This is a genomic window from Hymenobacter roseosalivarius DSM 11622 (assembly GCF_900176135.1).
GTDB classification, from domain to species: Bacteria; Bacteroidota; Bacteroidia; order Cytophagales; family Hymenobacteraceae; genus Hymenobacter; species Hymenobacter roseosalivarius.
The window spans coordinates 1-26,474 of record NZ_FWWW01000096.1 but is presented as its reverse complement, the minus strand read 5'-3'; the positions used below and the strand labels follow the sequence as shown (position 1 = coordinate 26,474).

General features: G+C 56.3%; 16 protein-coding genes and 2 pseudogenes. 10 read left to right on the top strand and 8 right to left on the bottom strand.

The window, feature by feature from the left end; translation table 11 throughout:
* Window positions 1-55: 55 nt before the first annotated feature.
* Entirely contained in the window at window positions 56-1,642 is a 1,587-nt protein-coding gene (locus B9A24_RS18375; RefSeq protein ID WP_084447476.1) for a hypothetical protein, read from the bottom strand.
* A 166-nt stretch (window positions 1,643-1,808) separates the two neighbouring features.
* On the opposite strand from B9A24_RS18375, the gene B9A24_RS18370 reads away from it, so the two are divergent.
* Complete coding sequence (locus B9A24_RS18370) at window positions 1,809-3,425, top strand: hypothetical protein (protein WP_084447475.1); 1,617 nt, start codon at window positions 1,809-1,811, stop codon at window positions 3,423-3,425.
* Between the two features lie 46 nt (window positions 3,426-3,471).
* Here the strand turns inward: B9A24_RS18370 and B9A24_RS18365 are convergent, their stop codons facing one another.
* The 5 genes and pseudogenes from B9A24_RS18365 to B9A24_RS18350 all read right to left on the bottom strand — a co-directional run bounded on the left by B9A24_RS18365 (window position 3,472) and on the right by B9A24_RS18350 (window position 10,474).
* The gene (locus B9A24_RS18365) at window positions 3,472-6,204 is read right to left on the bottom strand and encodes a class I SAM-dependent DNA methyltransferase (RefSeq protein ID WP_317044262.1); all 2,733 of its coding nucleotides are present in this window, start codon (window positions 6,202-6,204) and stop codon (window positions 3,472-3,474) included.
* Window positions 6,187-6,693, bottom strand: a pseudogene (locus tag B9A24_RS23115) (type IIL restriction-modification enzyme MmeI); the annotation flags it as partial. The gene B9A24_RS18365 and the pseudogene B9A24_RS23115, both read right to left, overlap by 18 nt.
* A gap of 257 nt (window positions 6,694-6,950) precedes the next feature.
* The gene (locus B9A24_RS18360; RefSeq protein ID WP_084447474.1) at window positions 6,951-8,432 is read right to left on the bottom strand and encodes an exonuclease domain-containing protein; all 1,482 of its coding nucleotides are present in this window, start codon (window positions 8,430-8,432) and stop codon (window positions 6,951-6,953) included.
* Window positions 8,433-8,741: 309 nt separating this feature from the next.
* Window positions 8,742-9,206: a ferritin-like domain-containing protein gene (locus tag B9A24_RS18355; RefSeq protein ID WP_084447473.1), complete on the bottom strand. Its 465-nt coding sequence runs from the start codon at window positions 9,204-9,206 to the stop codon at window positions 8,742-8,744.
* Between the two features lie 92 nt (window positions 9,207-9,298).
* Window positions 9,299-10,474 carry an AI-2E family transporter gene (locus B9A24_RS18350; RefSeq protein ID WP_084447472.1) on the bottom strand — a complete coding sequence of 392 codons (1,176 nt, stop codon included), beginning with the start codon at window positions 10,472-10,474 and terminating at the stop codon, window positions 9,299-9,301.
* Between the two features lie 241 nt (window positions 10,475-10,715).
* Here B9A24_RS18350 and B9A24_RS18345 point away from each other — a divergent pair, with 241 nt between their 5' ends.
* Window positions 10,716-12,635, top strand: a complete 1,920-nt coding sequence (locus B9A24_RS18345; RefSeq protein WP_084447471.1) for a DNA topoisomerase IV subunit B — start codon at window positions 10,716-10,718, stop codon at window positions 12,633-12,635.
* A 294-nt stretch (window positions 12,636-12,929) separates the two neighbouring features.
* Here the strand turns inward: B9A24_RS18345 and B9A24_RS18340 are convergent, their stop codons facing one another.
* Complete coding sequence (locus tag B9A24_RS18340; RefSeq protein WP_143435041.1) at window positions 12,930-15,401, bottom strand: M1 family aminopeptidase; 2,472 nt, start codon at window positions 15,399-15,401, stop codon at window positions 12,930-12,932.
* Between the two features lie 829 nt (window positions 15,402-16,230).
* On the opposite strand from B9A24_RS18340, the gene B9A24_RS18335 reads away from it, so the two are divergent.
* The 8 genes and pseudogenes from B9A24_RS18335 to B9A24_RS23015 all read left to right on the top strand — a co-directional run bounded on the left by B9A24_RS18335 (window position 16,231) and on the right by B9A24_RS23015 (window position 25,391).
* Window positions 16,231-18,957: a DNA gyrase/topoisomerase IV subunit A gene (locus B9A24_RS18335; protein ID WP_234997518.1), complete on the top strand. Its 2,727-nt coding sequence runs from the start codon at window positions 16,231-16,233 to the stop codon at window positions 18,955-18,957.
* A gap of 301 nt (window positions 18,958-19,258) precedes the next feature.
* The gene (locus B9A24_RS18330) at window positions 19,259-20,032 is read left to right on the top strand and encodes a tetratricopeptide repeat protein (RefSeq protein WP_159452102.1); all 774 of its coding nucleotides are present in this window, start codon (window positions 19,259-19,261) and stop codon (window positions 20,030-20,032) included.
* Window positions 20,033-20,184: 152 nt separating this feature from the next.
* A complete protein-coding gene (locus B9A24_RS18325; protein ID WP_084447469.1) occupies window positions 20,185-21,294 on the top strand; it encodes a tetratricopeptide repeat protein in 1,110 nt (369 codons plus the stop codon).
* 190 nt (window positions 21,295-21,484) lie between these two features.
* Window positions 21,485-23,431, top strand: a complete 1,947-nt coding sequence (thrS, locus tag B9A24_RS18320; protein WP_084447468.1) for a threonine--tRNA ligase — start codon at window positions 21,485-21,487, stop codon at window positions 23,429-23,431.
* Between the two features lie 184 nt (window positions 23,432-23,615).
* Window positions 23,616-24,173, top strand: a pseudogene (gene infC, locus B9A24_RS18315) (translation initiation factor IF-3); the annotation flags it as partial.
* A gap of 167 nt (window positions 24,174-24,340) precedes the next feature.
* Complete coding sequence (rpmI, locus tag B9A24_RS18310) at window positions 24,341-24,535, top strand: 50S ribosomal protein L35 (RefSeq protein WP_084447466.1); 195 nt, start codon at window positions 24,341-24,343, stop codon at window positions 24,533-24,535.
* Window positions 24,536-24,668: 133 nt separating this feature from the next.
* The gene (rplT, locus tag B9A24_RS18305; RefSeq protein ID WP_084447465.1) at window positions 24,669-25,013 is read left to right on the top strand and encodes a 50S ribosomal protein L20; all 345 of its coding nucleotides are present in this window, start codon (window positions 24,669-24,671) and stop codon (window positions 25,011-25,013) included.
* A gap of 252 nt (window positions 25,014-25,265) precedes the next feature.
* Window positions 25,266-25,391 (top strand): hypothetical protein, encoded by a 126-nt coding sequence (locus B9A24_RS23015; RefSeq protein WP_262490613.1) that lies wholly within the window; start codon window positions 25,266-25,268, stop codon window positions 25,389-25,391.
* 149 nt (window positions 25,392-25,540) lie between these two features.
* On the opposite strand, the gene B9A24_RS23295 is transcribed toward B9A24_RS23015, so the two are convergent.
* Window positions 25,541-25,654 (bottom strand): hypothetical protein, encoded by a 114-nt coding sequence (locus B9A24_RS23295; RefSeq protein ID WP_394334647.1) that lies wholly within the window; start codon window positions 25,652-25,654, stop codon window positions 25,541-25,543.
* Window positions 25,655-26,474 lie beyond the last annotated feature (820 nt).

Genomic DNA, 26,474 nt, shown 5'->3' with positions numbered 1-26,474 from the left:
CATGACGTTCTAAGGGTATTATTACCAATTCTAGACTACCACTATCAACACCAACTCACGTTCCTTCCCGGTCGTAGGCGTGCATTTTTACGCCCTTCTCCGTTTTGTCGCGGGTTTCCTTGCTCTTGGTCAGCTCATTATCCGAGTGGGTATCGTAGTAGCGGGTTTTCTTGCTTAGGCCCCTTACCTGGGTTGAGTCGGTGACTTTGTCCGAGTTGGGGCCGCCGTAAATATTGATGCGCGGGCCGCGGCGCACTTCGCCGCTTAGCTCAAATACGTCCTTGCCTTCGAGGCCGTGCAGGGTAATCTCCTGGGTTTCATCACTGCGAAACACGCGGTTATAAAATACGGAATCCCGGTCCGATTTGCCCCCCAGGGTGTACACCGTTACGGCCGTGGTCGAGTCGGTGAGGCGGCGCACCACGAAACGCTCGTTCTGGTCGGTGCCGACTACCGTGACGTGGCGGGCCAGCAAACGATAAAACGCATTGGCCGCCGTCGGCAGATTGGCGCGGCGGGCCTGCAACGACTTCTGAATATACGCGCCTTCCCTGGCAAACACCGGCGGCGGGAAACGCTTGAGGGCATCCGCAATAACGGCGTCATCGAGGCGCGTTTGTAGGTCGGTGGCCAGGCGCTGGAAGTCGGCGGCGGTTACTTCATTCAGGAAGCGCTCATCGATAAAGCGCGAGTTCTGCGTCATGCCTTCAAGACTCTCATATTCAGGGCGAAATGTGCGGAACTTGCCCACCAAAAACGGCCGACTCACGATCCAGGGAATGATGCCGTCCTTGAAGCGGAAGAACGCCTGGTCGCGGTCCTGGGGTACGGGCCGATACGTGGTAATACCGTTGGCGTCGGGGTAAGCGGCCCAGCTCCACTGGCCCTCGTGGCGGTCCCAGTCGCCAATCCATAAGTCGAACAGACGGGCGCGGGCGAAGGCTACCTGATCGACGCGGTGGGCGGGGTCGGCAAACCGGTCGCGCAGCAGGTCGTCGCTTTCCAGCAGGTCGGTGGCCTTGCCAAACGCGGGCGTCAGGCTGGCTTTATCCTCAAACTTCTCCTCCAGCAGCACCAATTTTCCCTGAAAAAGCGCCGACTCCTCGCCCAGGCCGGTTTCATCGGAGCGCACGTAAAACGGGCGCGGCGTGGTGTGCAGCAAACCGGCCGCTTCCGCCAAAGGAGCCACCACAAAGGAGCCATACGGATTGGCCGCCGAGGTGGCGTCGCGCACCAGATTCAGGGCGAATGTCTTGCGAAATATCTTGGGCAGCGTTCGGAACGGGTCTTTGTCGATGCTGCGCAGCGCGTACTCGCGGCCATCGGGGCCAAGCACGGTCATGCTGGTGCTCTGAAAACCGCCCCCCAGCTTGCCGGGCGTCAGGCCCCCCGGTACGGCGGTGGCCGGGTTTAGCACCGGCACCCACACCGGCGTGGCCCACACCGGGCGGTAGTGCTTGCCTAGCAGCAGGTTGTGTACGGGGCCGCGCTGGTAATGCCGACCAGCGGTAACGAGGACACTATCGGTGGCGGCAGGGTCGGAGGTGGCATCAAGACGAGCATCGGGCTGGAAAAAGTTTTCACGTGCACAGCCCGTCGAGAAGGCCAGTAAGAGAAGAAGGGTGGATAAGCGTGGAGGCATGGGCAACAGATGTGACGTAACTTACTGCCTTCAACGCAACAGTGGGCAAAAGCGGTTGCCGATAGCATAATTTCCCAACGCAATTGCTCTTTTCCCGTTTGCGCTATAAATTAAGTCATCGACTGCCTATGCAGCCGACTTAACTCGTAGCGCTATTCCTGGATCTGTGTACTTTCTACTGCAAGCCTTCCGGCCCGGCCGCTTATTGAAATTAGGTACTAGTTGGCTGGTGCTGGCCGCGTGCTCGTCCCGTGAGGTGCCGGCCAGTGCGCTGCCCGTTATTGGCCCCGACTCCACGGTGCGCGCGGCAGCCGGGCCGCAGTACCAGCGCGGGGCCGTACATCGGTTTTTCTGGGGCGAGCACTACCGCCGCGAATGGGCTACGCCGGTGGAGGCACCCGTATTTAATCTGCGTACGGCCGTGCCGGGTGGGTTGCGCCCCTTACAGGCCGGCGGCAGCTTTCAAACCAAAAACCTCCGCCTCGTGGATGGGGCCGGCCAGGAGTATGTATTGCGCTCCGTGGATAAGGACGCGACCAAAGCTCTGCCCGCGAAGTTGCAAAACGGCCCCATTGGCCGCCTGATGAAGGACCAGACCAGTGTTATTCAACCGTATGGGGCCTATATCGTGCCGCGCCTGGCGCAGGCGGCGGGCGTGTATCATACCAATCCTCGTCTGGTGTGGCTGACGGCTGAGCCGGCGCTGGGCGAGTTTCGGGAGGAGTTTGGCAATGCGCTGTATCTGTTTGAGGAGCGCCCCGACGGCAACCAGATCAACAACCCGAACTTCGGCCACTCATCACTGGTAGAAAGCTCCCGCAAGGCGTTCACTTCCCTGTTTACTACGCATAACTACCGCGTGGATGCCCGCCACTACCTGCGCGCCCGCCTATTCGATATGTGGCTGGGCGACTGGAGTCGGCGCGAAGACCAGTGGCGCTGGGCCAGCTTTCCGGGGCCGGGCGGCACAGTTACGTATCGGGCCATTCCCCGCGACCGTGACCACGCCTTTTTTAAGTTCGATGATGGCGTGATGACGCGGGTAATAAGCTGGTTTAAAGCTAACTACCAAACATTTAAAGAGAATATTCGTCTTCAGGACGTGGAGGGGCTCAATAAAGCGGCGCGCCCCATGGATAAGTCGCTGCTGGCTTACTTATCGGCCGAGGACTTTCGCCAAATCGCGGATTCCTTGCGTCTGCGCCTTACCGACGGGGCCATTAAAGAGGCCGTAGGAGTGTGGCCGCCGCAGATTTACGCCTTATCAGGGGCGGACTTTGAGCATAAGCTGCGCAACCGACGAGAACAGCTGTCGGCCGTAGCGGCCAAATTCTACGAGCTGCTGGCCCGCGACGTCGAGCTGCCCGGCACCGACCAGGCTGAGCGCTTTCTGATTGAAGCAGTAGCGCCGGGTGAGGTCCGGATCAGCCTGCTGGCCCGCCGGGTGGCGATGGCGGATAGCCTGCTGAACCAACGCACGTTCAAAGCCGGCGAAACCCGCACCATCAAGCTCTTCGGACTAGGCGGCAACGACGTATTCGAGTTTAGCGGCCTGCCCGACCCTGATTTCGCCATCAGCATCTACGACGGGGCCGGCCAGGACCTGCTCATCACCGAAAAAGCCCCCCAGCCGGATTCTGACACGGATGTAACCATCTACGACAGCGGCGACGGCAATCTGTTGCAGCTGCCTGCGGATAGTAAAATCAAGGTAGAGGCGTACCTGCCCCTGGCCAACGAGTTCGACGCGGCCGGCTGGCTGCTGCGCCACCGCCTGTACTAAGCCCGTATTTCCGCGCTACTGCCTGTGCGCTGTTTCGGCAACTGCTCTAACTGGTGAGCCAGCGCATGGCCTCGCCCTCGTCATTGAACAGGCGCAGGTCGTAGGGGCGGGCGGGGTCCAGGATGTGCTGCATATCCGGCTGCGTAACGGCATTGCTCAAAAACGCCTGTTCGCGGGCGGGCGTGATGAGGTAGGCCATGCGCGGGCGGGCAGGAGCCAGGGCAACGATGGTGCGGGGCAGCCAGTCGTGCGTGACCCACCCCAAAACGTCGACGCTGAGCTGGACGCGGCGGCGCACGTCGAGCAGCCAGCGGGCGGTATGGTGGGTTCGGCCGGCGACCAGCACCGCCTCGTAGTCGGCCCGGATGCCGGCCAGGGGCGAGTCGGCGGACCAGCGCCCCGTGAGCACGTCTAAGTCGGGGCGGTAGCTAAGTAGGATAGAGGAAAAATCGGGCATATAGGCAGTAGGGCGCAAGGGGTGTTTCCACCCTATACGAAGAGGCAAGCTAAACAGTGGGTTTGGCCTTGCGGGGGGCTTTTTGGTCGCGGGCGGCAGCAGAGGCGCTTGCAGCTGCCGATACTGCTCAAACAAAAACTCCAGGCGGCTTAGCTCGGTGGGGAAAGCGGCCAGGCGGTAGCACAGGTCCACGGCTTTATCGAGCTGCTGGTGGGCTTTCACTAGGGCCGGGGGCATAGAGAGAGAGTCGTAGAGCGCGGCCAGGCTCTCCTGCGGGAACTGCGCCCGCGCCGCCAGCACCTGCTGGGCCGCCGCTTCTACGGCGGTGGTTTGCTTGGGGCTGGGAGTTGGGGGGAAAGGGAAGTTGTTGTAGACGAGAGTGCCGGAGTAACGGAAGTCGCTTTTGAGACGGCCACAAACCTGCCGCATCCAGGCCATGTGCATTTGCGAAGTCAGAATGCCAAACAGATAAGGTGTTGCATCCGGAATAATGCGACACAGGTCCGTTGCGATTACTTCCGATGACATAAACCCAATAGGAATGTATTTGCGGTTCTCGGAGGAAACGCCGGGAATAATCAGATAGTCAGTATCCGGCTGCGCTCGTTGGCGAAACAGCGTCGCGAACTTGGCGTAGTCGCGTGTACTAGCTGCTTTACTCGCCGCCCTGAATTCTTTGACAGCTTCGACACGCTTCATAACTTCTGGCAATGCTTTTAGCTCAGACGGAGAAGCGTTGACAAGCCATAAACACCATCTTGGCTCATTATAGAGAAACTCACGAGCGCCTGTTAAGGGCCTGATGAATTTTGCTGACGCTGGTTCCTTTTTTAGAAGCTCGTTCTTTTCATCATCCGACATAATTAGATTGCCACCGTCAGTCGGTTTGCTTCCCCACAAAATCGGTGGCACCGGACAAAGGGGTTTCGCTCTATTTAAGACGAGAGTGTCATCAGTGTCCACCAAATAGGGATTGATTCGCGGTACTACTCGCGCTAACGGTGTAGATTTCACTGTTTGATATTCATATAGAACAGCTTGCTTAGGTGAATTCACCCCAAAGCCTACTATCACGCAATACACAGCCGCATTTCCTCTCGCCTCATTTGACCATCTAAAGGTGCGATGAGCGAAATGAATTTTTATGTGATACCGCCTAAGCATCTCTCCCCATAAGATTCCTACCTGCTCACCTTGTGTAATCGAGTTAGTGCTGACAAACGCCACCTTTACATCGGTTCCTTGAATGTATCGAGCAGCTTTAAGATACCAGGCAGCTACATAGTCTAACTGTCCAGCGGAGCCTACCCCGCTGAAAATCCTTGCCATCTCGGCCTTCTGTTCGTCAGTCTGAAAATGCTGTCCAATGAACGGCGGATTGCCCAGAATATAAGTGAGTTGGTCTTTGGGGGCGACGGTTTTCCAGTCGGTGGTCAGGGCGTTGCCGTGTATGATGCGGGCCGTGCGGGTGAGGGGCAGGCGCACGTACAGCTCGCCGAAAGTTTCGGAGAGGCGCAGGTTGAGCTGATGATCCATGAGCCACATGGCTACCTCCGCGATGCGAGCCGGGAATTCTTCCACCTCAATGCCGTAGGCCTGATCCACCTGCACGCGGGCAAACAGGTTGAGATTGACGGTCTGGGGGGCATTTTCGCGGCGGTACTGGCGCTTGAGAATTTCCAGCTCCAGCAGGCGTAGCTCGCGGTAGGTGACCACCAGGAAGTTGCCGCAGCCGCAGCTGGGGTCAAGGAAGCAGATGCGCTCCAGGCGGCGGTGCAGGGCATCAAGCCGGGGCCGGTTGAGGCCGGCCGCGTCCAGCTCCTGGCGCAGCTCATCCAGAAACAGGCCCTGAATCACCTTCAGAATATTGGCCTCGGAGGTGTAGTGCGCGCCCAGGTTGCGCCGCTTCACCGGATCGGTCACGGACTGAAACAACGACCCGAAAATAGCCGGCGAAATGCGCGACCAGTCGAAGTAGGTGCAGCGAATAAGCTGCTGGCGCAGAGCGTCGTCGAAGGCGGGAAAGGCAAAGAACTCGGTGAACAGGGAGCCGTTCACGTAGGGCAGGGCCCGCAGGTAGTCGGGCAGGGTGCGCTGGCGCTGGCCTTCGGCCTGATCGAGCACGGAAAACCACTGGGCGAGCTGCCCGCCCACGTCGGAGCCGTCGGGACGGGTGTGCTCTTCCAGAAAAACCCGGAAGGCGTCTTTCTCGAAGATGGCGGTGTCTTCGGCAAACAGGCAGAACAGGATGCGTACGAGCAGTACTTCCAGCTTGTGACCCGCATAACCGTTGGCCAGCAGCTGGTCGTGGAGCCTGCCCATCAGCTCGGCCGCCTCGATGTTGGCGGGGTCTTCGGCGGCGTACTGGCGCTTCTGGTAGCCGGTAATAAAGGAGAACAGGTGCAGGTGCTGGTGCAGCTCGTGCAGGGCAAACTCGTGCTGAGTGCCTTCTTCCAGATCATGCAGGCGGAAGCGGGCGAAGTCGGAGACGAGGATGTACTTGGGCAGCTCGTAGTCCTGGAGGCCGGGGAAGTAGTCTTTGGCCTGGGCAAAAGCCTTGTCGAGGTCGCGGCCCAGGCTCTTATGCTCCACCAGCAAAGTGCCTTTCCAGAGCAGGTCGGCGAAGCCCTGTTTGCCCCCCAGCTTCTTGATGGGCACCTAAAAGGAGGCCACGCGCCGCCGCTTCACGTCGAAGACGTGGAAGAAATCAATCCAGAAGGATTGGGCGGAAGCGCGCTCGTCGGTTTCGCCGGCCCACTCCTGGGCAAAGCGGATGGCGCGGTCTTTTAGCTCGGAAAGGGAGAGGGGCATATGTTCTTTGCGTTTGCCTCACCCCCCCGGCCCCCTCTCCTAGGGGAGAGGGGGGAGCCAGACGCTCGGCCTGCGCGGCTGCGTCGGCTTTCGCCTCCGCAACCGCTATCTGTTCTGTTGTAAGTATCTATTTTGTAAGAAAGGTAGCAGTCTTCGCCTAAGCTAAGGCTTCGCAGAACAAGTCGGCTGGCTCCCCCTCTTTTTGGGAGAGGGGGCCGGGGGGTGAGGCAAACGCCAGAACGACAGGTGTATTCAACTTACTTAAACACCTTCACCTTATCCTTGTGCTTGGTCCTTAAATACTGCCGGATAATCTGCTGCACGTCCTTATTATCGCCATAGGCCGTAATCACCTCCCGGAAGTCAGCCAACCGGCGCGCCGAAAACTCGCCATCGACGTAGCCGAAACCCAGGTAGCGGCCATTTTCAACCACCACAATCGACTTCTCATCTTCGCGGCGGCCCTGGCCGATAACCACGAAGGAGCCGTGCTCAAAGGTGAAGCTCTCGATGGCCTCATCCACGCGCAGGTTATACTCGGCGGCGGGCTCCAAGCCCACGCAGGCACCTTTGCAGCGATGCACCTGGTAGTCGAAGCAGGAGCCCTGGGTTTTGTACAGGTCGCAGAGCTTCTGGCAGAGGTTGTACTTCGAGACTTTGTGATACAGGAAGCCTTTGGCCTTGAACTGGTTAGCCAGCGCAATAAGGGGCGTGGCGGGGTTGTCGGCGTCGGCGCGGCCGTAGTAGAGATGCTTGTAGCCCTGCTCGTCCTGACGCAGATAGATGCCGGCCGGAAACACCGAGCGGCGCTGGGCACGGTTGTAAAACGGCTTCATGCGCTTTATCTCCGCCGACTCATACAGCAACGCCACCAGCTCGGAGCCCGTCAGCTCCCAGGTGATATCGGAGATGCTGTTCTTGAACTCCAGTGACTTGCGCGACTTGTAATCGACGGCAAAGTGCTGCTGAATGCGCTTGTAGATATTGATGCTTTTGCCCACGTAAATCACCTCGCCCTGCTCGTTGTGGAAGTAATAGACGCCTGCTTCCTGGGGCAGCGCGGCTACTTTTTCGGGGGTGATGTTGGGGGGCAAAAGCGCCGTTTTGATGGCTTCCTGCACGGCCGTCACGCGCCGGGCGCTGGGCTTTTTGGTGGCGGGGGTACGGCCGCTGGGCGCCAGCGCATCCACGGTGGCCAGCGTGTCGGCGGGGCTAAGGTCTGGGTTAGCCAGCGCCTCATCCTGCTGGGATATTTTAAGCAGCCGATCAAAAAGAATAGCGGTAGCGGCGGCGTCGCCGGCGGCGCGGTGCCGGCCTTCCAGCGGAATACCGATGTTCTGGCAGAGCTTGCCCAGGCTGTAGCTCGGCTGGCCCGGAATGAGCGAACGGCTCAGGCGCACCGTACACAGAGTTTTGCGCGAATAATTGTAGCCCAAATCCGCGAATTCCTTCTTCAGAAAAGAGTAGTCGAAGCGCACGTTGTGGGCCACGAACACGCAGCCTTCCGTCATCTCGACCACCTTGCGCGCCACCTCATGAAAGCGGGGCGCGTCGCGTACCATGTCGTCGTTTATGCCCGTGAGTTGGGTGATAAAGAAGGGAATAGCCCGGCCCGGATTAACCAGTGTTTCGTAATGGTCCACCACCTTGTCGCCATCGTGAATGAAAATGGCCAGCTCGGTGATGCGGTCCTGCGTGGGCTGACCGCCGGTAGTTTCAAGGTCAATGATAGCGTACAAAGGCGGCGCGGATTTGAATTCTTAGTTGGCTAATGCTATTGGTAACAAAGATAGGCCCTGCTAAGGTTGCAAATAAAAATAGTAGAAAGGCCTGAATAATAGAACGTCATGCAGAGCATTCTGCGCATCAAGCAGCGACGAAGCATCTCGCTCGCAGTCGTCTGATCACTACTCCAGCATCAGCACGCGAAATGCTTCGTCGCTGCTTGATGCGCAGAATGCTCTGCATGACAGGCTTTGTAAGTATTAGACAAAAAAAGCCCCCCAGATGACTCCGGGGGGCTTTTTTGAAGAAAACAGAAACGCTAACTAGCGCTTCATCGACGTAATCTGGTTTTTGGCCGCCAGAATTTCGCCGTGCTGCTTCTGAATAACCGACTTGGCTTCAGCGGGCAGACCTTCCGCTTTCAGCGCTTGCTCGTAGGCTTCGAGGGCTACTTTGTCGCCGGTTTCGCACTCGCCCAGAATGGCGTTGTCGTCCTGGCCCGTGATGACCGATTTGATGTTGATCCAGCCACGGTGTACTGCGGCAGCGGCGTCGGTCGCCAAGCCTTGCACCGTAGTAGTATCTTCGGAATTAATGCCAAACTGGCTGGCTTGCTGCTTTAGCTCCGACGCGAACTTGGCGCGCTGCTGGCTGAACTGGCTCAGCTGCGACTTGAGTTGCGGGTTTTTGATGCCTTCAGCGGCTTCCTGGTAGCCCTTGGCACCGGTTTCGTTGATTTCAACGAGGTCATTGTACGCGCGGGCAGTGTTATCGCTAATAGAAGCCATGAGTAGTTTGTTTTGTGGTTGTGGGTCAGAAAAGATGGTCAGCTGCGTCAGGCAGCTAACTGTAGAGTTATACTAGCAAGTTGCCCCCCAGGTTACGAAGCGCCCCGCATCCGCTGCCAGAGCCGCCCAAAAAATCCCGGCTCCGCTTTGGCGTCCACGATATCGTCGCCGTCGGCCACGTCGCCGAGCAGAAAACCGAAGGGCTCTGTGGCTTTGGAGGCGTCCAGCACCACCTTAATCACGGCTATCAACGGAATGCTGAGAATGATACCCGGCGTGCCCCACAATTCGCCCCCCAGAATCAGGGCAATGATGGCCGCCATCGGGTTGATGCTCACTTTGGAGCCGGTAATCATGGGCGTGATGAAGTTGCCCTCCAGAAACTGCACGAACACGAACACGCCCACCACCCCGAGCGCCTTGGCTGGCGAGCCGGTTTCGACCAGCGTAATGAGCGCCGGCAGGGCCGAGCCGATCAGAATACCGATATAAGGGATGATGGTAAGCACGGAAGCAAACACGGCGAAGAAAATGGCGAATTTGACGCCCAGAACAAGGAGACCAATGGCGTTGAGCACGGCCACAATCACGATAACCGTCAGCAAACCCGTGATATAGGCCTGCACTACGGTCTGAATGCTATCCATGGTATGCAGCACGGCCGTGCGCCGCTCCGGGCTCACAAAACGGAACATGAACTGCCGGATATGGTCGCGGTAGTACATAAAGCAGAAGATGTAAATTGGCACCAGCGTCACCACGCTTAGCACGTCGGCGGTCGTGTTCAGGGTAGCGCCCAGGTAGCCGCCGGCATCTTTTTTGGCGCTCTTAATGGACGAATTAATAAACTCGTCCTTGCTGATGGGCTCAATGCCGAAGCGTTCGTTCAGCATCTGCTGAATCTGGTCGAAGTACTGCACCAGCCGGGTTTGCAGCAGAGGCAGCTCGGCCTTGAACTGCGTCATCTGCGAGCCAAAGGCGAAGACAATGGCCGCCAGGGCAATAATCACGAGCAGCAGGCAGGCGATGATGGCCAGCACCCGCGGCCAGCCCCAGCGCTCGAAGCGCCGGCAGAGGGGCAGCAGCAGAATCGCGAACAGGGCGGCGAAAGACAGCGGCAGCAGAATGCTGTCGAGCTTCCAGAGCACGAACACCAGCAGCGTCAGGCCCACCAGAATAAAGGTGTAGTAGATGGCGGGGGGCAATTTCAGCTCGGCCGGCGGGGCGTTGGGCTTAGGACCGTTGAAATGATTAGAGGTAGGCAGCATTAGCTAAAAAATTTAGGAAACCAGGGAAGGGGAAAAGCTACTGAAAGAGGTGTTATTCGTTGATTTTTAAAGGAACCATGTCTTGTTTTTGCCAGTTTTAGGTAGAATATTTACTAAAATAACTGGCTAAAGTAAGCGCCGCGCTTAGATCAGCAGCAGCGTTGGGCACTCCTACGGACAGCATACGGGAAAAGGCCGATTTTCTGCGTTATTTTACCTCAAATTTGATTACCTAGCTTACATGGCTGACGAACAACTCCCCATCGCCCCCCAACACGCCTACACCGAAGACAGCATCCGCTCCCTGGACTGGCGCGAGCACATCCGTTTGCGGCCCGGTATGTACATCGGTAAGCTCGGCGACGGCTCGGCCTACGACGACGGCATTTACGTGCTCGTGAAGGAAGTTATTGATAACTCCATCGACGAGCATGTCATGGGCCACGGCCGCACCATCGACATCAAAATATCCGATCAGCGCGTGCAGGTGCGCGACTATGGCCGCGGTATTCCGCTGGGCAAAGTGGTGGACGTGGTGAGCAAAATCAACACCGGCGGCAAGTACGACTCCAAGGTTTTCCAGAAGTCGGTGGGCCTGAATGGCGTGGGTACCAAGGCGGTGAATGCGCTCAGCAGCTACTTTCTGGTGCAAAGTGTGCGCGAGGGCCTGATGAAGTCGGCGGAGTTCTCGCAGGGCAAGCTGGTGCAGGACCCCAAGCCCGCCAAAACCTCGCAGCGAAACGGCACCCTGATGGTGTTTCAACCCGACGATACGGTGTTCAAGAACTACCGCTTCATCCCGGAGTATCTGGAAAATCAGATCTGGAACTACGTGTACCTGAATGCGGGCCTTACCATCAACTTCAACGGGCAGAAGTATTACTCCGAAAACGGTCTGCTCGACCTGCTCTCGCGCAAAGCCGACGCGGAAAGCCTGCGCTACCCCATCATCCACCTCAAGGCCCCTGATATTGAGCTGGCTCTGACCCACGGCAACGACTACGGAGAGGAGTATTATTCCTTCGTGAACGGGCAATACACCACTCAGGGCGGTACGCACCTGGCGGCTTTCCGCGAGGCAGTGGTCAAAACCGTGCGCGAGTTCTACAAAAAGGAGTACGACGCGGCCGACGTTCGGGGCTCCATCATCGCGGCTATTTCGGTGCGGGTGCAGGAGCCGGTGTTTGAAAGCCAAACCAAAACCAAGCTCGGCTCCATCAATATGGGCGAGGACGGCCCGACAGTGCGCGGCTTCATTCTGGACTTCGTAAAAGAGCACCTCGATAACTACCTGCACAAAAATCAGGCAGTAGCCGACGCCCTGAAAAAGCGCATCGAGCAGAGCGAGCGGGAGCGTAAGGACATGGCCGGCGTGAAAAAGCTGGCCAACCAGCGAGCCAAAAAAGCCAACCTGCACAACCGCAAGCTCCGCGACTGCCGCTTCCACCTGGGCGAAGGCAAGCAGGAGGCCGAAGCCCTCACCACCCTCTTCATCACTGAAGGCGACTCCGCGTCGGGCTCCATCACCAAGAGCCGCAACGTGGAAACCGAAGCCGTATTCAGCTTGCGCGGCAAGCCCCTGAACTGCTTCGGCCTGAAGAAGAAAATCGTGTACGAGAACGAGGAGCTGAACCTGCTTCAGCACGCGCTCAACATTGAAGAAGGCATCGAACACCTGCGTTACAACCGCGTGGTTATCGCCACCGACGCCGACGTGGACGGCATGCACATTCGCCTGCTGCTGCTCACGTTCTTCCTTCAGTTTTTCCCCGATCTGGTGCGCAACAACCACGTTTACATTCTGGAAACGCCCCTGTTCCGCGTCCGCAATAAGAAAACGACCATCTACTGCTACAACGAGCAGGAAAAGCAGGCCGCCATGCGCCAGCTGGGCCGCAACCCCGAAGTAACCCGCTTCAAAGGTCTCGGCGAAATCAGCCCCGATGAGTTCGGTAAGTTTATTGGCGACAACATCAAGCTGGAGCCCGTCATTCTGCAATCCGACCGCTCCATTCAGCAAGTCCTGACCTATTACATGGGCAAGAATACGCCCGCCCGCCAGGAGTTTATCATCGACAACCTGCGGCAGGAGAAAGACCTGATAACCTCCGACGTGCTGCCGGTAGAAGAAGTAGCCGAGGAAGATATGGCGTTTGCGTAGAGCAAACCATATTTTCTGCCTAATGAAAAGCCCCGGCCGATACTAATCGGCCGGGGCTTTCTTTTGGTAGTAAAAAGTATGCTGGGGGGCTTTTTAGGAGAATTGGAAGACGTAGGGCGTTACCTGATACTCGCAGGAATGCAAAAGCAAATGCACCAGTAAAGGCGGTCATGCTGAGCTTGCCGAAGCATCTCTACTGGTTATTAATCAATAGCATTGTAATGAAGCGGTAGAGATGCTTCGGCAAGCTCAGCATGACCGCCTTTTTTTGCGGGATTGTTTTCGCGCAGCCACTTACTTGGCGTTCTGAATTTCTTTTACGGCTGATTCGACCAACATCCTGGCCTGAGGCGCGCTCAGGCGGGCGGCCTGCTGCTGCTGTATCTGCTGAAGTCCGCCAATGATGGGTTCGGCGACGCCGAAGGCCTTAAACTTCACGGCTAGGTCTTTCATGCGCGTTATTCCTTCAGTAAGCGCCGTTGGGTCTTCCAGGCGGCCGAGCAGTGGAACGATGCCAGGCAGCATATCGAAGCGACCTGACGGGCTGGCCGCATCGTACTTGCTTAAGACCAGGGGCCACTGGGCTGGTCCGCCGGCCTGGCCATACACGCTCACCAGCGCCACCGTCAACGGGCCCTTGTTATCGGCCTCGAAAGCGGTAGCGCGGGCGAGTGCCTGCTTCGGTTGCAGCGGCAGCAACGCCTGTAAAGCCGCTCCCTGCACCCGATACGATTTGCTGTCGAGAGCTTTGGTAAACAGCTTGGCGTAGCGCTTTTCCTCAAGCGTCCCCAGCGCCGTAAGCGCCGCCGCCCGCACCTGCACCGACGAATCGGTGGCGGCTAGTTTGGCTAGTACGGGGGCCGTCGCCTTGCGCTGGGGGGCATTTTTGAGGTCGAGTACCTCAACAGCCAACTGCCGCAGAGCCGATGATTTATCGGTCAGGCCGGCCAGCAGGATTTTTCGGGCCAGTGGGTCGGTAGCTTTGGCCTGAGCGGCGGTCAGGGCTTCGCGCCGGTCGAGGTAGTGGGGCGCGTGGCGGTACTGGTAGGCGTATTCGGCCAACGATTTATTGTCCTGCTTCTGCCAGACCAGGACTTTAGCGGCATCCACGTCTACCAGCTCCGGTTTGGTAGCGGCCGGGAAATACAGCGTGTCTACGGCCTTGCGCAGCGTGGCGGAGTAGCGTTGAGCTTTGCCTCCGGTATACACATCAACGAGCAGCGGCAGCACAAAAAGCCCCCCGGCCTGCGTCTGGCGCACTACCACGGCCTGGCGCTGGCGGGCCGCATCCCATTGGTAGTCAATGGTCACAATGGGGTGGCCCACCCGATAATACCATTGATTAAAAAACCAGTTCAGATCCTGGCCCGATGCTTCTTCTAGCGCCAGCCGCAGCTGGTGGGACTCGCCCGTGCCGAAGGCGTTTTGCGTGAGGTAGCGCTTCAATCCTTGGAAGAACACTTCCTCTCCCAACGTGGCGCGCAGCATGTTCAGAATGCTGCCGCCCTTCTGGTAGGAAACGCCATCGAACAGGTCTTCTTTATCGGCATACTGGAAGCGCACCAGAGGCTTCTCATAGTTGGCAGGAGTGCGCAGGTAGTTGCGTAAGCTGCGGTCAGCCTGGGCGGCGCCGGCATCGGGGCCGTAAGCGTGCTCGGCCCACAGCACCTCACTGAAATTGGCAAACGACTCGTTCATGGTCAGGTTGCTCCAGCTTTCGGCCGTTACGTAGTCGCCGAACCAGTGGTGAAACAACTCGTGGGCAATTTCGCGCTCTACGCCGGCGTATTCCCAGTCCAGCAGCTCCCGCACCGAGCCCTGGGCCTGCTCCCCGAACAGCGAAGCCGTAGTATTTTCCATGGCCCCGCTCACGTAGTCGCGGGCTACTATCTGGGCATATTTATTCCACGGGTAGTCTACGCCGAGCTTTTGGGAGAAAAACTCCAGCATTTTGGGCGTCTTGCCAAATATAGCGCGGGCCTGGGGGGCAAATTTTGGCTCCAGATAGTAGCTCACTTCCTTGCCCCGCCAGGTATCCTTCGTAATGCGGAAGTCGCCGACGGCCAGCATAAATAAATAGGGCGCGTGGGGCTGCTCCATCTTCCAGGTGTCGCGGCGCAGGCCGGGGCCGGCGGGCTGCTGGCTGGTCAGCGCGCCGTTGCTTAGTGTCACGTACTTGCTGGGCACGGTCAGGCTGATTTCGGAGGTCATTTTCTGGTTGGGCCGGTCGATGGTAGGAAACCACACCGACGAAGCTTCCGTCTCACCCTGGGTCCAGATCTGCACGGGCTTGCCGGCCACGGCGCTGTCGGGGTTAATGAAGTACAAGCCCTTCGCTTCTGAAATAGCGGCACTACCCTTCACGTTGGCCTCGTCGGGCTTGGCCATGTACTCGATGTACACGGTGTAATCCGTGCCGGGGGCCTTTTTTTGGCCCAGACTCACGCGTAGGTGCTGCTGGTCGTAGCTGTACTTGAGCGGCTGCAATGACGAGCCATTCACCAAAGCCACCATCTTGATATCCATACCCTTGGCGTCTAAGCGCAGGGAATCGGTGGGGTAGGCGTGGGGCTTTAGCGTTAGCCATTCCTTGCCGTAGGCGTAGCGCTTTGCATAATCAAATTGTAGATCGAGCCTGGTATGCACCAGGTCATTCACCTGCCGCTCGGTGGCGCGGTAAGTGGTAGCGTCGGGCTGCTGAGCACCAGCAGAATTGATAACGGTCAGCGTCAGAATGACCGGCAGAAATTTGTGAAGGGAACGCACAGGTAGGGAGAGTGTGGTGGCTGAGGCAGGCGAACTTAGTAAGGCTTTTTGCTCGTAAAGAAACTTACGTACAAATGACGCATTTCCCGGCGCTTTAGCCTCCAGATGCGCCCATACTGCCGGGAGTTGCCTGCCACAGGCGACAATTTGCCCCCCGAGGGACGGTTTGTTCTGGTGTAACTTGAAGAAACTGTCAGGTCAGGGAAGAGTAATTATCGGCTGTGTTCTATGTTTAACTAATTTGATTAGTAGAGATAGGGGTATAGACTTGGCACGATGAACTACTAAAACCGATTTTCCACGCTAAAAAATTGGCTTTACTCTTGTGTTTGGCTAATATTATTGGGAACTTTATGAGCCAGCTTCGCATTACAAATATTGCGTTCTGCGCAGCTAACGGTACTTTTGATACACTAGGCAGTTGCGCAAGCAGCCTGGTCACTGCTGATTTTCTTCGTAGCTTTTACCCAAACTCTGTGAGTTGATTGATAGATCTTTGCCTATGAGTCTGTCTCTGTACAGGCGTCTTTAGTTTAGTGAAAAGCCTTTTAGCCCTGCGGCTGAAAGAGAGGTACAAGAACATTAACCGTGGCAAGCGCCACACCCCACTGTGTCAGAAGAGAAGAACCCCCAGGATCCGAACCAAGAAGAACAGCCGAACCTATTTGGCGCCGGCGATTCCTTTGAGTTTGGGTCCGCCTCGGCCGCGCCCGAGGATGCTGATGCCTTACCGGAAAAGGAAACGCCGGAGTTCGTGGTAAGCGCCGCCGGCGAGCTGCTGCTGTCCGAGTCGGGCGACGACGTGCAGGCTACCACCGAGCCTACGCCCGTGACGGAGGAAACCGAAGAGGAGCCCAAATTTGCCCCCGGCGAAACCATTCACGACGTGGCCACTGTGGCTGGCATGTACCAGAACTGGTTTCTGGACTACGCCTCCTACGTGATTCTGGAGCGCGCCGTGCCCGCCATTGAAGATGGCCTCAAGCCCGTGCAGCGCCGCATTATGCACGCCATGAAGGAGATGGACGATGGTCGCTTTAATAAAGTGGCCAACGTCATTGGGCAAACCATGCAGTATCACCCCCACGGCGACGCCTCCATCGGCGATGCCATGGTGAACCTGGGGCAGAAGGATCTGCTGATCGAAACTCAGGGCAACTGGGGCGATATCCGCACCGGCGACGGCGCAGCCGCGCCGCGGTATATCGAGGCGCGCCTGTCCAAGTTTGCGCTCGACGTGGTGTTCAACCCTGACATCACCGACTGGCAGATGAGCTACGACGGCCGCAAGCGCGAGCCGACCACGCTGCCCGTCAAGTTTCCATTGCTGCTGGCCCAGGGCGTGGAAGGCATTGCCGTGGGTCTGAGTACCAAGATTATGCCCCACAACTTCCGCGAGCTGTGCAAGGCCAGCATCGACGTGCTGCGGGGCCGCGACATTCAGCTGTTTCCAGATTTCTCCACGGGGGGGCTTTGTGACATTACCAACTACAACTCGGGGCAGCGGGGGGCAAAAATCCGCCTGCGCGCCACCATCGAGAAGGCCGACAAAACCATGTTGGTCATTCGCGATATTCCCTACGGCACCACCACCACGGCGCTGATGGAAAGCATCGTGAAGGCGTCGGAGGCGAATAAGATCAAGATCAAGAAGGTAGTGGACAACACGGCCGCCGAGGTCGAGATTCAGGTGCAACTGCCCACCGGCGTGTCGCCCGACCTTACCATGGATGCGCTGTACGCTTTCACCGACTGCGAAATCTCGATTTCGCCCAACACCTGCGTTATTATCGAGGACAAGCCGCGCTTCGTGGGCGTGGAGGACATGCTGCGGTTGAGCACCCGCAAAACGGTGCGGCTGCTGGAGCGGGAGCTGGAAATCCGCCAGGATGAGCTGCACGAAAAGTGGCACTCGGCTTCTCTGGAGAAGATATTCATCGAGAACCGCATCTACCGCAAAATTGAGGAGTGCGAAACCTGGGCTGAGATTCTGGAAACTATCGACGCGGGCCTGAAAAAGTTCGTGAGGGTGGAAGGGGAGAAGCTGAAGGCTAATGACACGCGCATCGTGCTGCGCCGCGCCATCACCAAGGACGACCTCACGCGCCTGACTGAAATCCGCATCAAGCGCATCTCCAGATTCGACGGCTTCAAGGCCGACGAGTACATCCAGAAGCTGGAAGCGGAGCTGGCCGAAGTAGCCGATCATCTGGCCAACCTCACGCGCTACGCCATCAGCTATTTTGAAGGCTTGTTGAAAAAATACGGCACCGGCCGGGAGCGCAAAACCCAGCTCCGCACCTTCGACGTGGTGACGGCCCAAAAAGTAGCCATAGCCAACCAAAAGCTCTACGTGAACCGCCAGGACGGCTTCGTGGGCTTCGGCCTGAAAAAGGACGAATTCGTCTGCGACTGCTCCGACCTGGATGACATCATCGCCATCCGCCGCGACGGCTCGTTTATGGTCACGCGCATCGCGGAAAAGACCTTCGTGGGTAAAGACGTGCTGCACGTCGGCGTGTATAACAAAAACGACGACCGCCTGGTGTACAACATGATGTACCAGGATGGCCCGTCGGGCGTGACCTGCGCCAAGCGTTTCCTGGTGACGGGCATTACCCGCGACAAAACCTACGATCTGACGAAGGGGGGCAAAAATTCCAAGGTGCTCTACCTGACCGCCAACCCAAACTCCGAGTCGGAAATCGTGAGCGTACAGCTGACGGATAAAGCGCCGGCGCGGGTAAAGCAGTTTGAGTTCGACTTCGCCGAGCTGGCGATTAAAGGCAAAGGCTCCCAAGGCAACATCGTGACCAAGCAGCCTATCAAGCGCATCAAGCAGGAAGCCCTCGGCGACTCGACGCTGGGCGGCCGCGAGATGTTCTTCGACAGCGTGGTGGGCCGCCTCAACACGGCGGGCCACGGCCGCTACCTGGGCACCTTCGACACCGATAACACGGTGCTGGTAGTGAACAAAGACGGCAGCTACGAGTTGAAGTCCCCCGACACGGCGCACCACTTCGAGGTGCCGAATATCGTGCTGCTGCGCAAGCTGGAGCCTGATACGGTGCTCAGCGCCGTATATGTGGAGGGCGAAACCAAAGTACACTACGTGAAGCGCTTCAAAATTGAAACCAGCACGCTGGATAAGCGTTTCTCCTTTATTTCAGAAAGCAAAAGCTCCAGGCTGCTGGCCGTCACGGCTAACCCCGAGCCGCTGGCGGAAGTGAAGATGCAGCGCGACAAGAAAGCCGACCGCGAAACTGAAAAGCTGCCCCTGCACACCTTCATCGACGTGAAGGGCTGGAAAGCGGCCGGCAACAAGCTGGCTTATTATAAAATCCACGCGGTGACCCTGCTCACCGACGAAGGCCCAGAGCCGGAGCGCCGGGCGGCGGCCAAAAAGCGCGGGCCGGCCACCATTCCGCGCCCCGCCGCACCTGAGCCAGCTGCGCCTTTGCCTGAGCTGACCGGACCGGTAGAAGTGACCGACGAGGACGTGGAGCGGGCCCAGGCCGTGCTGCGTCGGCCTAAGTCGCAGCTGAAGTTGTTTTAAACTAAAAAAGCCCCCCAATAAGACTCTGGGGGGCTTTTTTGCTAATAAACGCACAAAACCAGCTCCTCGGGAACAGCACATGCTACTTTAATGGTTTTCTTGGTGTAGCAATGAATGACTAAGTTTCCGGCTCCAATCGATTCAGAGAATTGCCAGTTCGCATTGTATCTGGCTAACCATTGTTAAGGCTGGATTCTGTTACCTGTTGCTACAGCTTCAATGCTGGCAACGCTGCCTAGCCATTTTCTAGCCTATGTTTTTGCCCCGTGTTTTCAGGCTCTTCATATTGCTGGGAATGCTCATGTTGAGTAGGGGAGAAGGCTTGGCTGCCACGATTTCCGCACCAGATATAGGCAAGCTATTGGCCGAAGCGCGGCTTCTGCAGTACAAATACCTTGATTCGGAAGCCCTGGCCAAATATGAGCAAGTATTGGATGAGGACGCCAAGAACTACGAAGCCCTGTGGCAGGCCGCTGTGCTCAGCGTGCGTATCGGCACGCGCTACACCGACGAGACGCGCCGCTCAGCATATTTTACTTCGGGCGGGCAATATGCGTATCGGGCCTTTGTAGCCAAATCCGATGGGGGAGAGGCCAACTACGCCGTGGCCTTATCATTGGTCAACCAGGCTACGTTGCTGCGGGCCCGGGGTCGTTTGCTGATGTACAAGGAAATGCAGCCCTACGTGTTCCGGGCCGTGGCGCGCCGCCCCGACTGGGCCGATACCTGGCAGCTGCTGGGCCGCTGGCACTACCGCGTGGATCATTATAATGTGCTGGAACGAATATATACTGAGCTGATTCTGGGCGGCATGCCCGGTGGAGCCAGTAGTCGCAAAGCGATTGATGCACTTAAGCGCGCTCACGAGCTGGACCCCAAGCGTATTCAGTTCTGCTACGACCTGGCCAGGGTGTATCAGAATCAGCACCAGTTCGATGAAGCCATAACGGTGCTGGTTGAGTCGCAGAAGCTGGAGCCGGTTACGAGTGAGGAATTGGAGGTGAGCAGGCGCTGTCGGAATTTATTGCAGCAATTAGCACGGAAAAAGCGCGGCCGCGATGAGGGGCACCTGTAGGCTCTGATAATGACACTATCGCTATTGGCTTTGAGGTTATCTTTGTAGACGGATGAGCCGTTTCTTCGGTTGAACAAGAAAATTTAACCTTGTGTAGTCCGTAACGGCATTCCACTACTTTGCAACCAGGTTCGTACGCTTCCGTGGCTTTTATGCGCCGTTTTCTGCCTGTGCTTTTGTGCGTCGCTGCTGCCTCTGCCTGCGACCAGACACCTACTGGCCCACCGGCCACGATGGTAAACCTGGCCACCGTGCAAAGCGGCCCCCAGCTACAGGCAGAAACCCTGGAAGGTGCCATTGCCCGGCAGCCCCGAAAAGCTTCATTATACGCCCGCCGCGCAATGTTTCGCCTCGATGCCGGTCAAATCGCCCCTGCGCTGACTGACATCAATCAGGCCCTTCGGCTCGATGATGCCCCCGGCGAGTTCTACTTTATTAAGGCCCGCGCCCTTCGCACTCAGAATCGGCTCGATGCTACTTTAGCTGCCGCCGCTGAAGCTTCTAAGCGGGGCTTCTCATCCCCAGAGCTTAATTTATTAGTGGGGGAAACGCATCTAGCCGCCCGCCACTACCAAGCCGCCCTCGACCACCTCGACCGGGCCCTGCAACAGGAACCGGAGCTGGCTGCTGCCCTGTTCTATAAAGGCCTAGCTCACGCTGCTCTCGCTGATACGGCGCAGGCATTGGACTACCTGCGTGCCAGCTTATCCCGTGACCCCCGGCAGCCTGAGATACTACATCAGCTGGCTTTTTTGTCAAACGCCAACCGCCGGCCGGCCGCCGCTGCCGTCTACGCTGCCCGTGGACTGCGTTTGGTTCCCTCCTATGGTGCACTCTGGTATGACTACGGGCGGCAGCACGAGTTGCAAAATCGGCCTGATAGCGCCGTCAGCGCTTATGCCCGCGCCGTGCAACTTGATACGACACTATACCGCGCCGATTATCGCTTGGGGTTAGCGGCTTTTAAGCAGCGAAAGTACGCTGACGCGTTATCCCATCTACAGCGCGCTCTACGCCGTGCATCTAGTTTGCCCGCCGCCCGCCAGATGGTTGCCGAAAGCTTCGAGGCTTTAGGACGTCCCACTGAAGCCATTGTCCAATATCGCCTCCTGGTGGCCGAAAATCCAGGCAATAAACACTGGACCTACCGCGCCTGGAAAGCGGGAGAACGCGCCCGTCAGCTACGTGGAGATACCCTTCGTCGTCCCGTCCGGCAGGCAATTGAACCCCTGCCTGAGCGGCCCCTGCCCAAATTGCGCTAGGCGCGGCCGGGGGGCTTTTTGTGCTGTTTTTCGGGAAAGCGATGTTCACCGGGAGAGAACTAGAACAGCGACTTCTTCGGGTTTCTATACTCTGTACTCCAAGCAATCGCCACAATAAAAGCCCCCCACATTCGTCCTAACCCGCTAACTTGCGGGCTAACGCTGTTTGTAGAGCATTTTTTCCTAACCAATGATTGACATCACTCTTCCCGATGGCTCCGTGCGCCAGTTTGTAGATGGCGCGACGGGCTACGACGTAGCCGCTAGTATCAGCGAAGGCCTGGCCCGCAACGCTTTAGGCGTGCGCGTAAATGGCGAAGTCCGCGACCTACACCGCCCCATCACTCAGAATTCTGCTATCGAGATTCTGACCTGGAATGACGACGCGGGCAAGAATGCTTTCTGGCATTCGTCGGCTCACTTAATGGCTGAAGCCCTGGAGGCTCTATACCCAGGGGTAAAGCTGGGCATCGGTCCGGCTATTGAAAATGGCTTCTATTACGATATCGACTTAAGCGAGGGCCGCTCCATATCTACGAATGACTTTCCGCAGATTGAGCAGAAAATGCTGGAACTGGCCAAGAAAAAAAGCCGGTACGAGCGTCGGGAAGTGCCGAAGGCCGAGGCTATAGCCTACTTCACCGAAAAAGGGGACCCTTACAAACTTGATTTGCTGGAGCGTCTGGAGGATGGTACTATCAGCTTTTATTCTCAAGGCGATTTCACTGACCTCTGTCGCGGCCCACACATCCCCGACACAAGCCCCATCAAGGCAGTAAAGCTGCTGAATGTAGCTGGTGCCTTCTGGCGCGGCGACGAGAAGAATAAGCAGCTCACTCGTGTTTACGGCATCACCTTTCCCAAACAAAAGGAGCTGACCGAATACTTAGAGCGACTGGAAGAAGCCAAGCGTCGTGACCACCGAAAGCTGGGCAAGGAATTAGAGTTATTTGCTTTTTCGGAGAAAGTAGGAGCGGGGCTTCCCCTTTGGCTGCCTAAAGGCACTGCTCTGCGGGAGCGGTTGGAGCAGTTCATGCGTAAGGCCCAAGTAAAGGCCGGTTATCTACCCGTAGTGACCCCTCATATTGGCTCTAAAGAGCTTTACGTGACGTCGGGGCACTATGAGAAGTATGGCGCCGATTCTTTTCAGCCGATTAAGACGCCTAACCCCGGCGAGGAGTTCTTCCTCAAGCCGATGAATTGTCCGCATCACTGCGAAATCTACAAGACCAAGCCTCGCTCGTACCGCGACTTGCCATTGCGCCTTGCTGAGTTTGGAACGGTATATCGCTACGAGCAAAGCGGTGAGTTACACGGTCTTACTCGGGTCCGTGGGTTTACGCAGGATGATGCTCATATCTTCTGCCGGCCCGATCAGGTAAAGGAAGAGTTTATCAAGGTTATTGATCTTGTACTCTATGTGTTCCGGGCTCTCGGCTTTGAGAATTATACAGCTCAAATCTCCCTCCGAGACCCCGAAAACAAGGCGAAGTACATTGGCTCCGATGAAAACTGGGCCTTGGCCGAAAGCGCTATTCAGGAGGCTGCCGCTGAAAAAGGCTTGACTACCGTTACGGAGTTAGGCGAAGCTGCTTTCTATGGTCCTAAGCTCGACTTTATGGTGCGTGATGCTCTAGGTCGTAAATGGCAGCTAGGTACTATTCAGGTTGATTATAATTTGCCTGAGCGCTTTGAGCTCGAATATGTTGCCCCCGACAACTCGCGTCAGCGCCCCGTGATGATTCATCGAGCCCCCTTCGGGTCGTTGGAGCGCTTTGTTGCAGTGCTGATTGAGCATTGCGCCGGTAATTTCCCGTTGTGGCTCTCGCCTGAACAATTCGCCGTACTACCTATCTCTGAGAAATACCAAGACTATGCACAGCAGGTCTATGACCGCTTGGTACAGGCTGAGCTGCGCGGATCGCTGGATAGTCGCGATGAGAAGATAGGGCGTAAAATCCGTGATGCCGAAATGGCCAAAGTGCCCTATATGCTCATTGTAGGGGAAAAGGAGCAGGAAAATGGTATCATCTCGCTCCGCAAGCATGGAGAGGGTGACTTAGGAAGCATGCCTATTGAGGCGTTTATCCGAAGTTTTCAAAGCCAGGTAGCTGAGACAATAGAAGGCAATAAATAGCTTATCATAAAAACATGCTCATTACGACATTTGCCGTAATGAGCATGTTTTTATATAGTGGCTTTTTTAGATTCAAAAAATAAGCGGATATTTGCCCGCTGATTGAAACTCATCACGCCTCATTGTGTTGGGTTAAATAGTACCTAAAGATTATTCGCTCACCTTTCAGAAGGAGGACCAACTCATAGCAACCCCAAATCGCCGCTACATCCCCCGTGCTCAGGTGGAGGAGCCGTTTAAAATCAACCAGAAGATTACGGCCCGCGAAGTGCGCCTAGTCGGTGAAAACATCGAGCAAGGTGTTTACCCAATTGAGCAGGCCCGTCGCTTAGCCCAGGAGCAAAACTTGGACTTGGTAGAAATTTCGCCTACGGCTGTACCGCCTGTATGCCGCGTTATCGACTACTCTAAGTTTAAGTATGAGCAGAAGAAGCGCACCCGCGAAATGAAAGCCAAAGCCACTAAAGTGGTACTCAAGGAAATTCGTTTCGGCCCAAATACCGACGAACATGATTTTGCTTTCAAGCTGAAGCACGCGCAAGAATTTCTGCGCGAGGGGGCCAAAATTAAAGCTTACGTACACTTTGTAGGCCGCTCAATCGTGTTCAAGGAGCGCGGTGAGATTTTGTTACTTAAGTTTGCCCAGGCACTCGAGGATTTAGCTAAAGTAGAACAGTTGCCTAAGCTTGAGGGCAAACGTATGTTCCTGTATTTGGCCCCTAAGGTCGCTGTTGTTGCTAAGCCTAAAGCGCCTACCACCAAAGAAGGAGGGAAGGAAGCCGCACCAAAAGAACCTAGAGAAGTTAAAGCCAAAGAAGAGCAGGCTTAGAACTAGAACACCAATTGCCTAAGCAAATGATGTTCTAGGTTTTTCAACAAGCATTTCTTTTTTCTCAATTTTATACAACAATGCCAAAAGTAAAGACGAAATCCGGTGCTAAGAAGCGTTTTACGCTCACCGGAACGGGCAAAGTGAAGCGGAAGCACGCCTTCAAAAGCCATATTCTCACCAAAAAGACTACCAAGCAAAAGCGTAATCTGACGCACATAACGCTTGTTAGCTCGGCCGATATGAACCGGGTAAAGGATATGCTTAATATCTAAATGATGGATCGTTAAGCGGTTGATTTTAAGACTTCAAGCAGCCATTTAACATTTCAGTCAATTAGTAATTTAATTTTCACCAGGCACCCGGTTTTACAAGACAGAAGTCACCGGTTGCCAAAAAAAGTAGGTTATGCCAAGAAGTGTGAATAATGTGGCTTCACGCCACCGTCGCAAAAAAGTAATGAAGCTTGCGAAAGGCTATTTTGGCCGTCGCAAGAATGTATGGACTGTCGCAAAGAATGCTGTTGAGAAAGGTTTATTATATGCCTATCGCGACCGCAAAACCAAAAAGCGTGAGTTCCGTGCCTTGTGGATTCAGCGTATCAATGCAGGTGCTCGTGAGCATGGCCTGTCGTATTCACAGTTCATGGGCGGCCTGAAGAAAGCAGGCATCGATTTGAACCGTAAAGTATTAGCTGATCTAGCTTTAAATCATCCCACTGCCTTTCAAGGCATTATTGAAAAGATTAAGTAATATCGTTTTTGATGAAACGAAAAAGGCTCCACTTGTCAGTGGAGCCTTTTTCGTTTGGGGCTTAAGAAGCAAATTCTGTAAAAAGTGGAGTAACACTTTATTAAGCAGCTAGTTAATTGCTGCTGAGACCGCGAAAAATTTCGGAGTCCCTGAATCGACCCAACCGGAGTCGTGCCCAGTTTCAGTCGACTGGGTAATCCCTTTGACAAGACCCAAACCGGCTGGAGTACCCTTAAACCGAATTGCTGCCTCATGCATGGCACAGCTTTCGCTTTTCTCGAAGATGTCCGCTTGGAAATGGGCCACTACCTCGACACCTACTTCAACCTCGACCGGCGCCACTCCATCCTCGGCTACCAAACCGCCCCATTATTTTGAGCATGAATTGAAAACTGTACTACTCCCCAAAAACGGGACAGTTTAGGAGGCTGTTGTTAAGCAAATTCGTGGCGGGTTGAAGGTAGGGGTTTGGGCGAAAAATTGGGCCGGTGTGAGCCTGGGGTGGTCCAGTGAAAACAGAGAGTGAGCTAAGGTAGGTTGGGTTTCAGTTCGTGTTCAACTTGGTGGGGCGAGCGGTAGCCGAGGGCGGAGTGGCGGCGGTCGAGGTTGAAGTAGGTGTCGAGGTAGTGGCCCATTTCCAAGCGGACATCTTCCAGCGAGGCAAAGGGGCTGCCGCTGGGCAGTAATTCGGTTTTGAGGGTGCTTCAGCCGGCTTCGGCCTGGGCATTACCATAGGGTTGCCCTGTCGGCTGAAGCTGAGCAGGCCCCCGGCGGCCATGTGGGCGCGACAGGACAGGCCTGACAGGTATACTGACTGCCGCGGTCGGCGTGAATGATGAGCCCCGACGGCCACTTGGCGTACGCTCTCGGTCTTCAAGGCGGGCGTGTATTTCTTGCGGGTGGTGAGCAGCCCATCCTGTTTCAGGTTTTCATTCATGGGCAGCGGAAGGTAAGATTTCTCACTGTCCGTTTTAGCTAGACCACCCCACGCTTATGGTCGGGCACTTGCTTGCTCGCATCGTAGCCGTAATAGTCTCACTTTTACCGCCCGGACTACGTATCAATGACGCCGGCCGTCGGGTCGACCGTACGGCCACTGGCTTCGCGCACAGCCTAGCACGAGGCCCTCATGGAGCCGGTCCCAGTTGCCATCTTTGCGCTCGGCCTCGACCTGCTTAGAGACCGTGCGGTACTCTAGGAAATCAGGTGGCAGCCGCGGGCAACAGGCTTTGCAGAAAATGGCATCCAGGATTTCGTGCTCACTCTACCTAGCCATCCGTAGCTGCTCATTGCCACGTAAGGAGCCGCGACAAGCCATTACGCATCAAATAGATCCATTGAATAGGCAGTACAGTGCATCAAACAAAGGTATACCGCTTTCTTTTTACCCTACATGCTCTGAGTAATTCGTGTGAGTAGGGGTGAAGTCCTTCTTCGTTCCTCGTCAGGGATGGCATAAAT

Coding starts and splice junctions, on each gene's coding strand:
- B9A24_RS18355 (WP_084447473.1), bottom strand. CDS start 9,206: ATGGCTTCTATTAGCGATAACACTGCCCGCGCGTACAATGACCTCGTT.
- rpmI (WP_084447466.1), top strand. CDS start 24,341: ATGCCAAAAGTAAAGACGAAATCCGGTGCTAAGAAGCGTTTTACGCTC.
- B9A24_RS23015 (WP_262490613.1), top strand. CDS start 25,266: ATGCATGGCACAGCTTTCGCTTTTCTCGAAGATGTCCGCTTGGAAATG.
- rplT (WP_084447465.1), top strand. CDS start 24,669: ATGCCAAGAAGTGTGAATAATGTGGCTTCACGCCACCGTCGCAAAAAA.
- B9A24_RS18350 (WP_084447472.1), bottom strand. CDS start 10,474: ATGCTGCCTACCTCTAATCATTTCAACGGTCCTAAGCCCAACGCCCCG.
- B9A24_RS18330 (WP_159452102.1), top strand. CDS start 19,259: ATGTTGAGTAGGGGAGAAGGCTTGGCTGCCACGATTTCCGCACCAGAT.
- B9A24_RS18345 (WP_084447471.1), top strand. CDS start 10,716: ATGGCTGACGAACAACTCCCCATCGCCCCCCAACACGCCTACACCGAA.
- thrS (WP_084447468.1), top strand. CDS start 21,485: ATGATTGACATCACTCTTCCCGATGGCTCCGTGCGCCAGTTTGTAGAT.
- B9A24_RS18325 (WP_084447469.1), top strand. CDS start 20,185: ATGCGCCGTTTTCTGCCTGTGCTTTTGTGCGTCGCTGCTGCCTCTGCC.
- B9A24_RS18375 (WP_084447476.1), bottom strand. CDS start 1,642: ATGCCTCCACGCTTATCCACCCTTCTTCTCTTACTGGCCTTCTCGACG.
- B9A24_RS18365 (WP_317044262.1), bottom strand. CDS start 6,204: ATGGGCAGGCTCCACGACCAGCTGCTGGCCAACGGTTATGCGGGTCAC.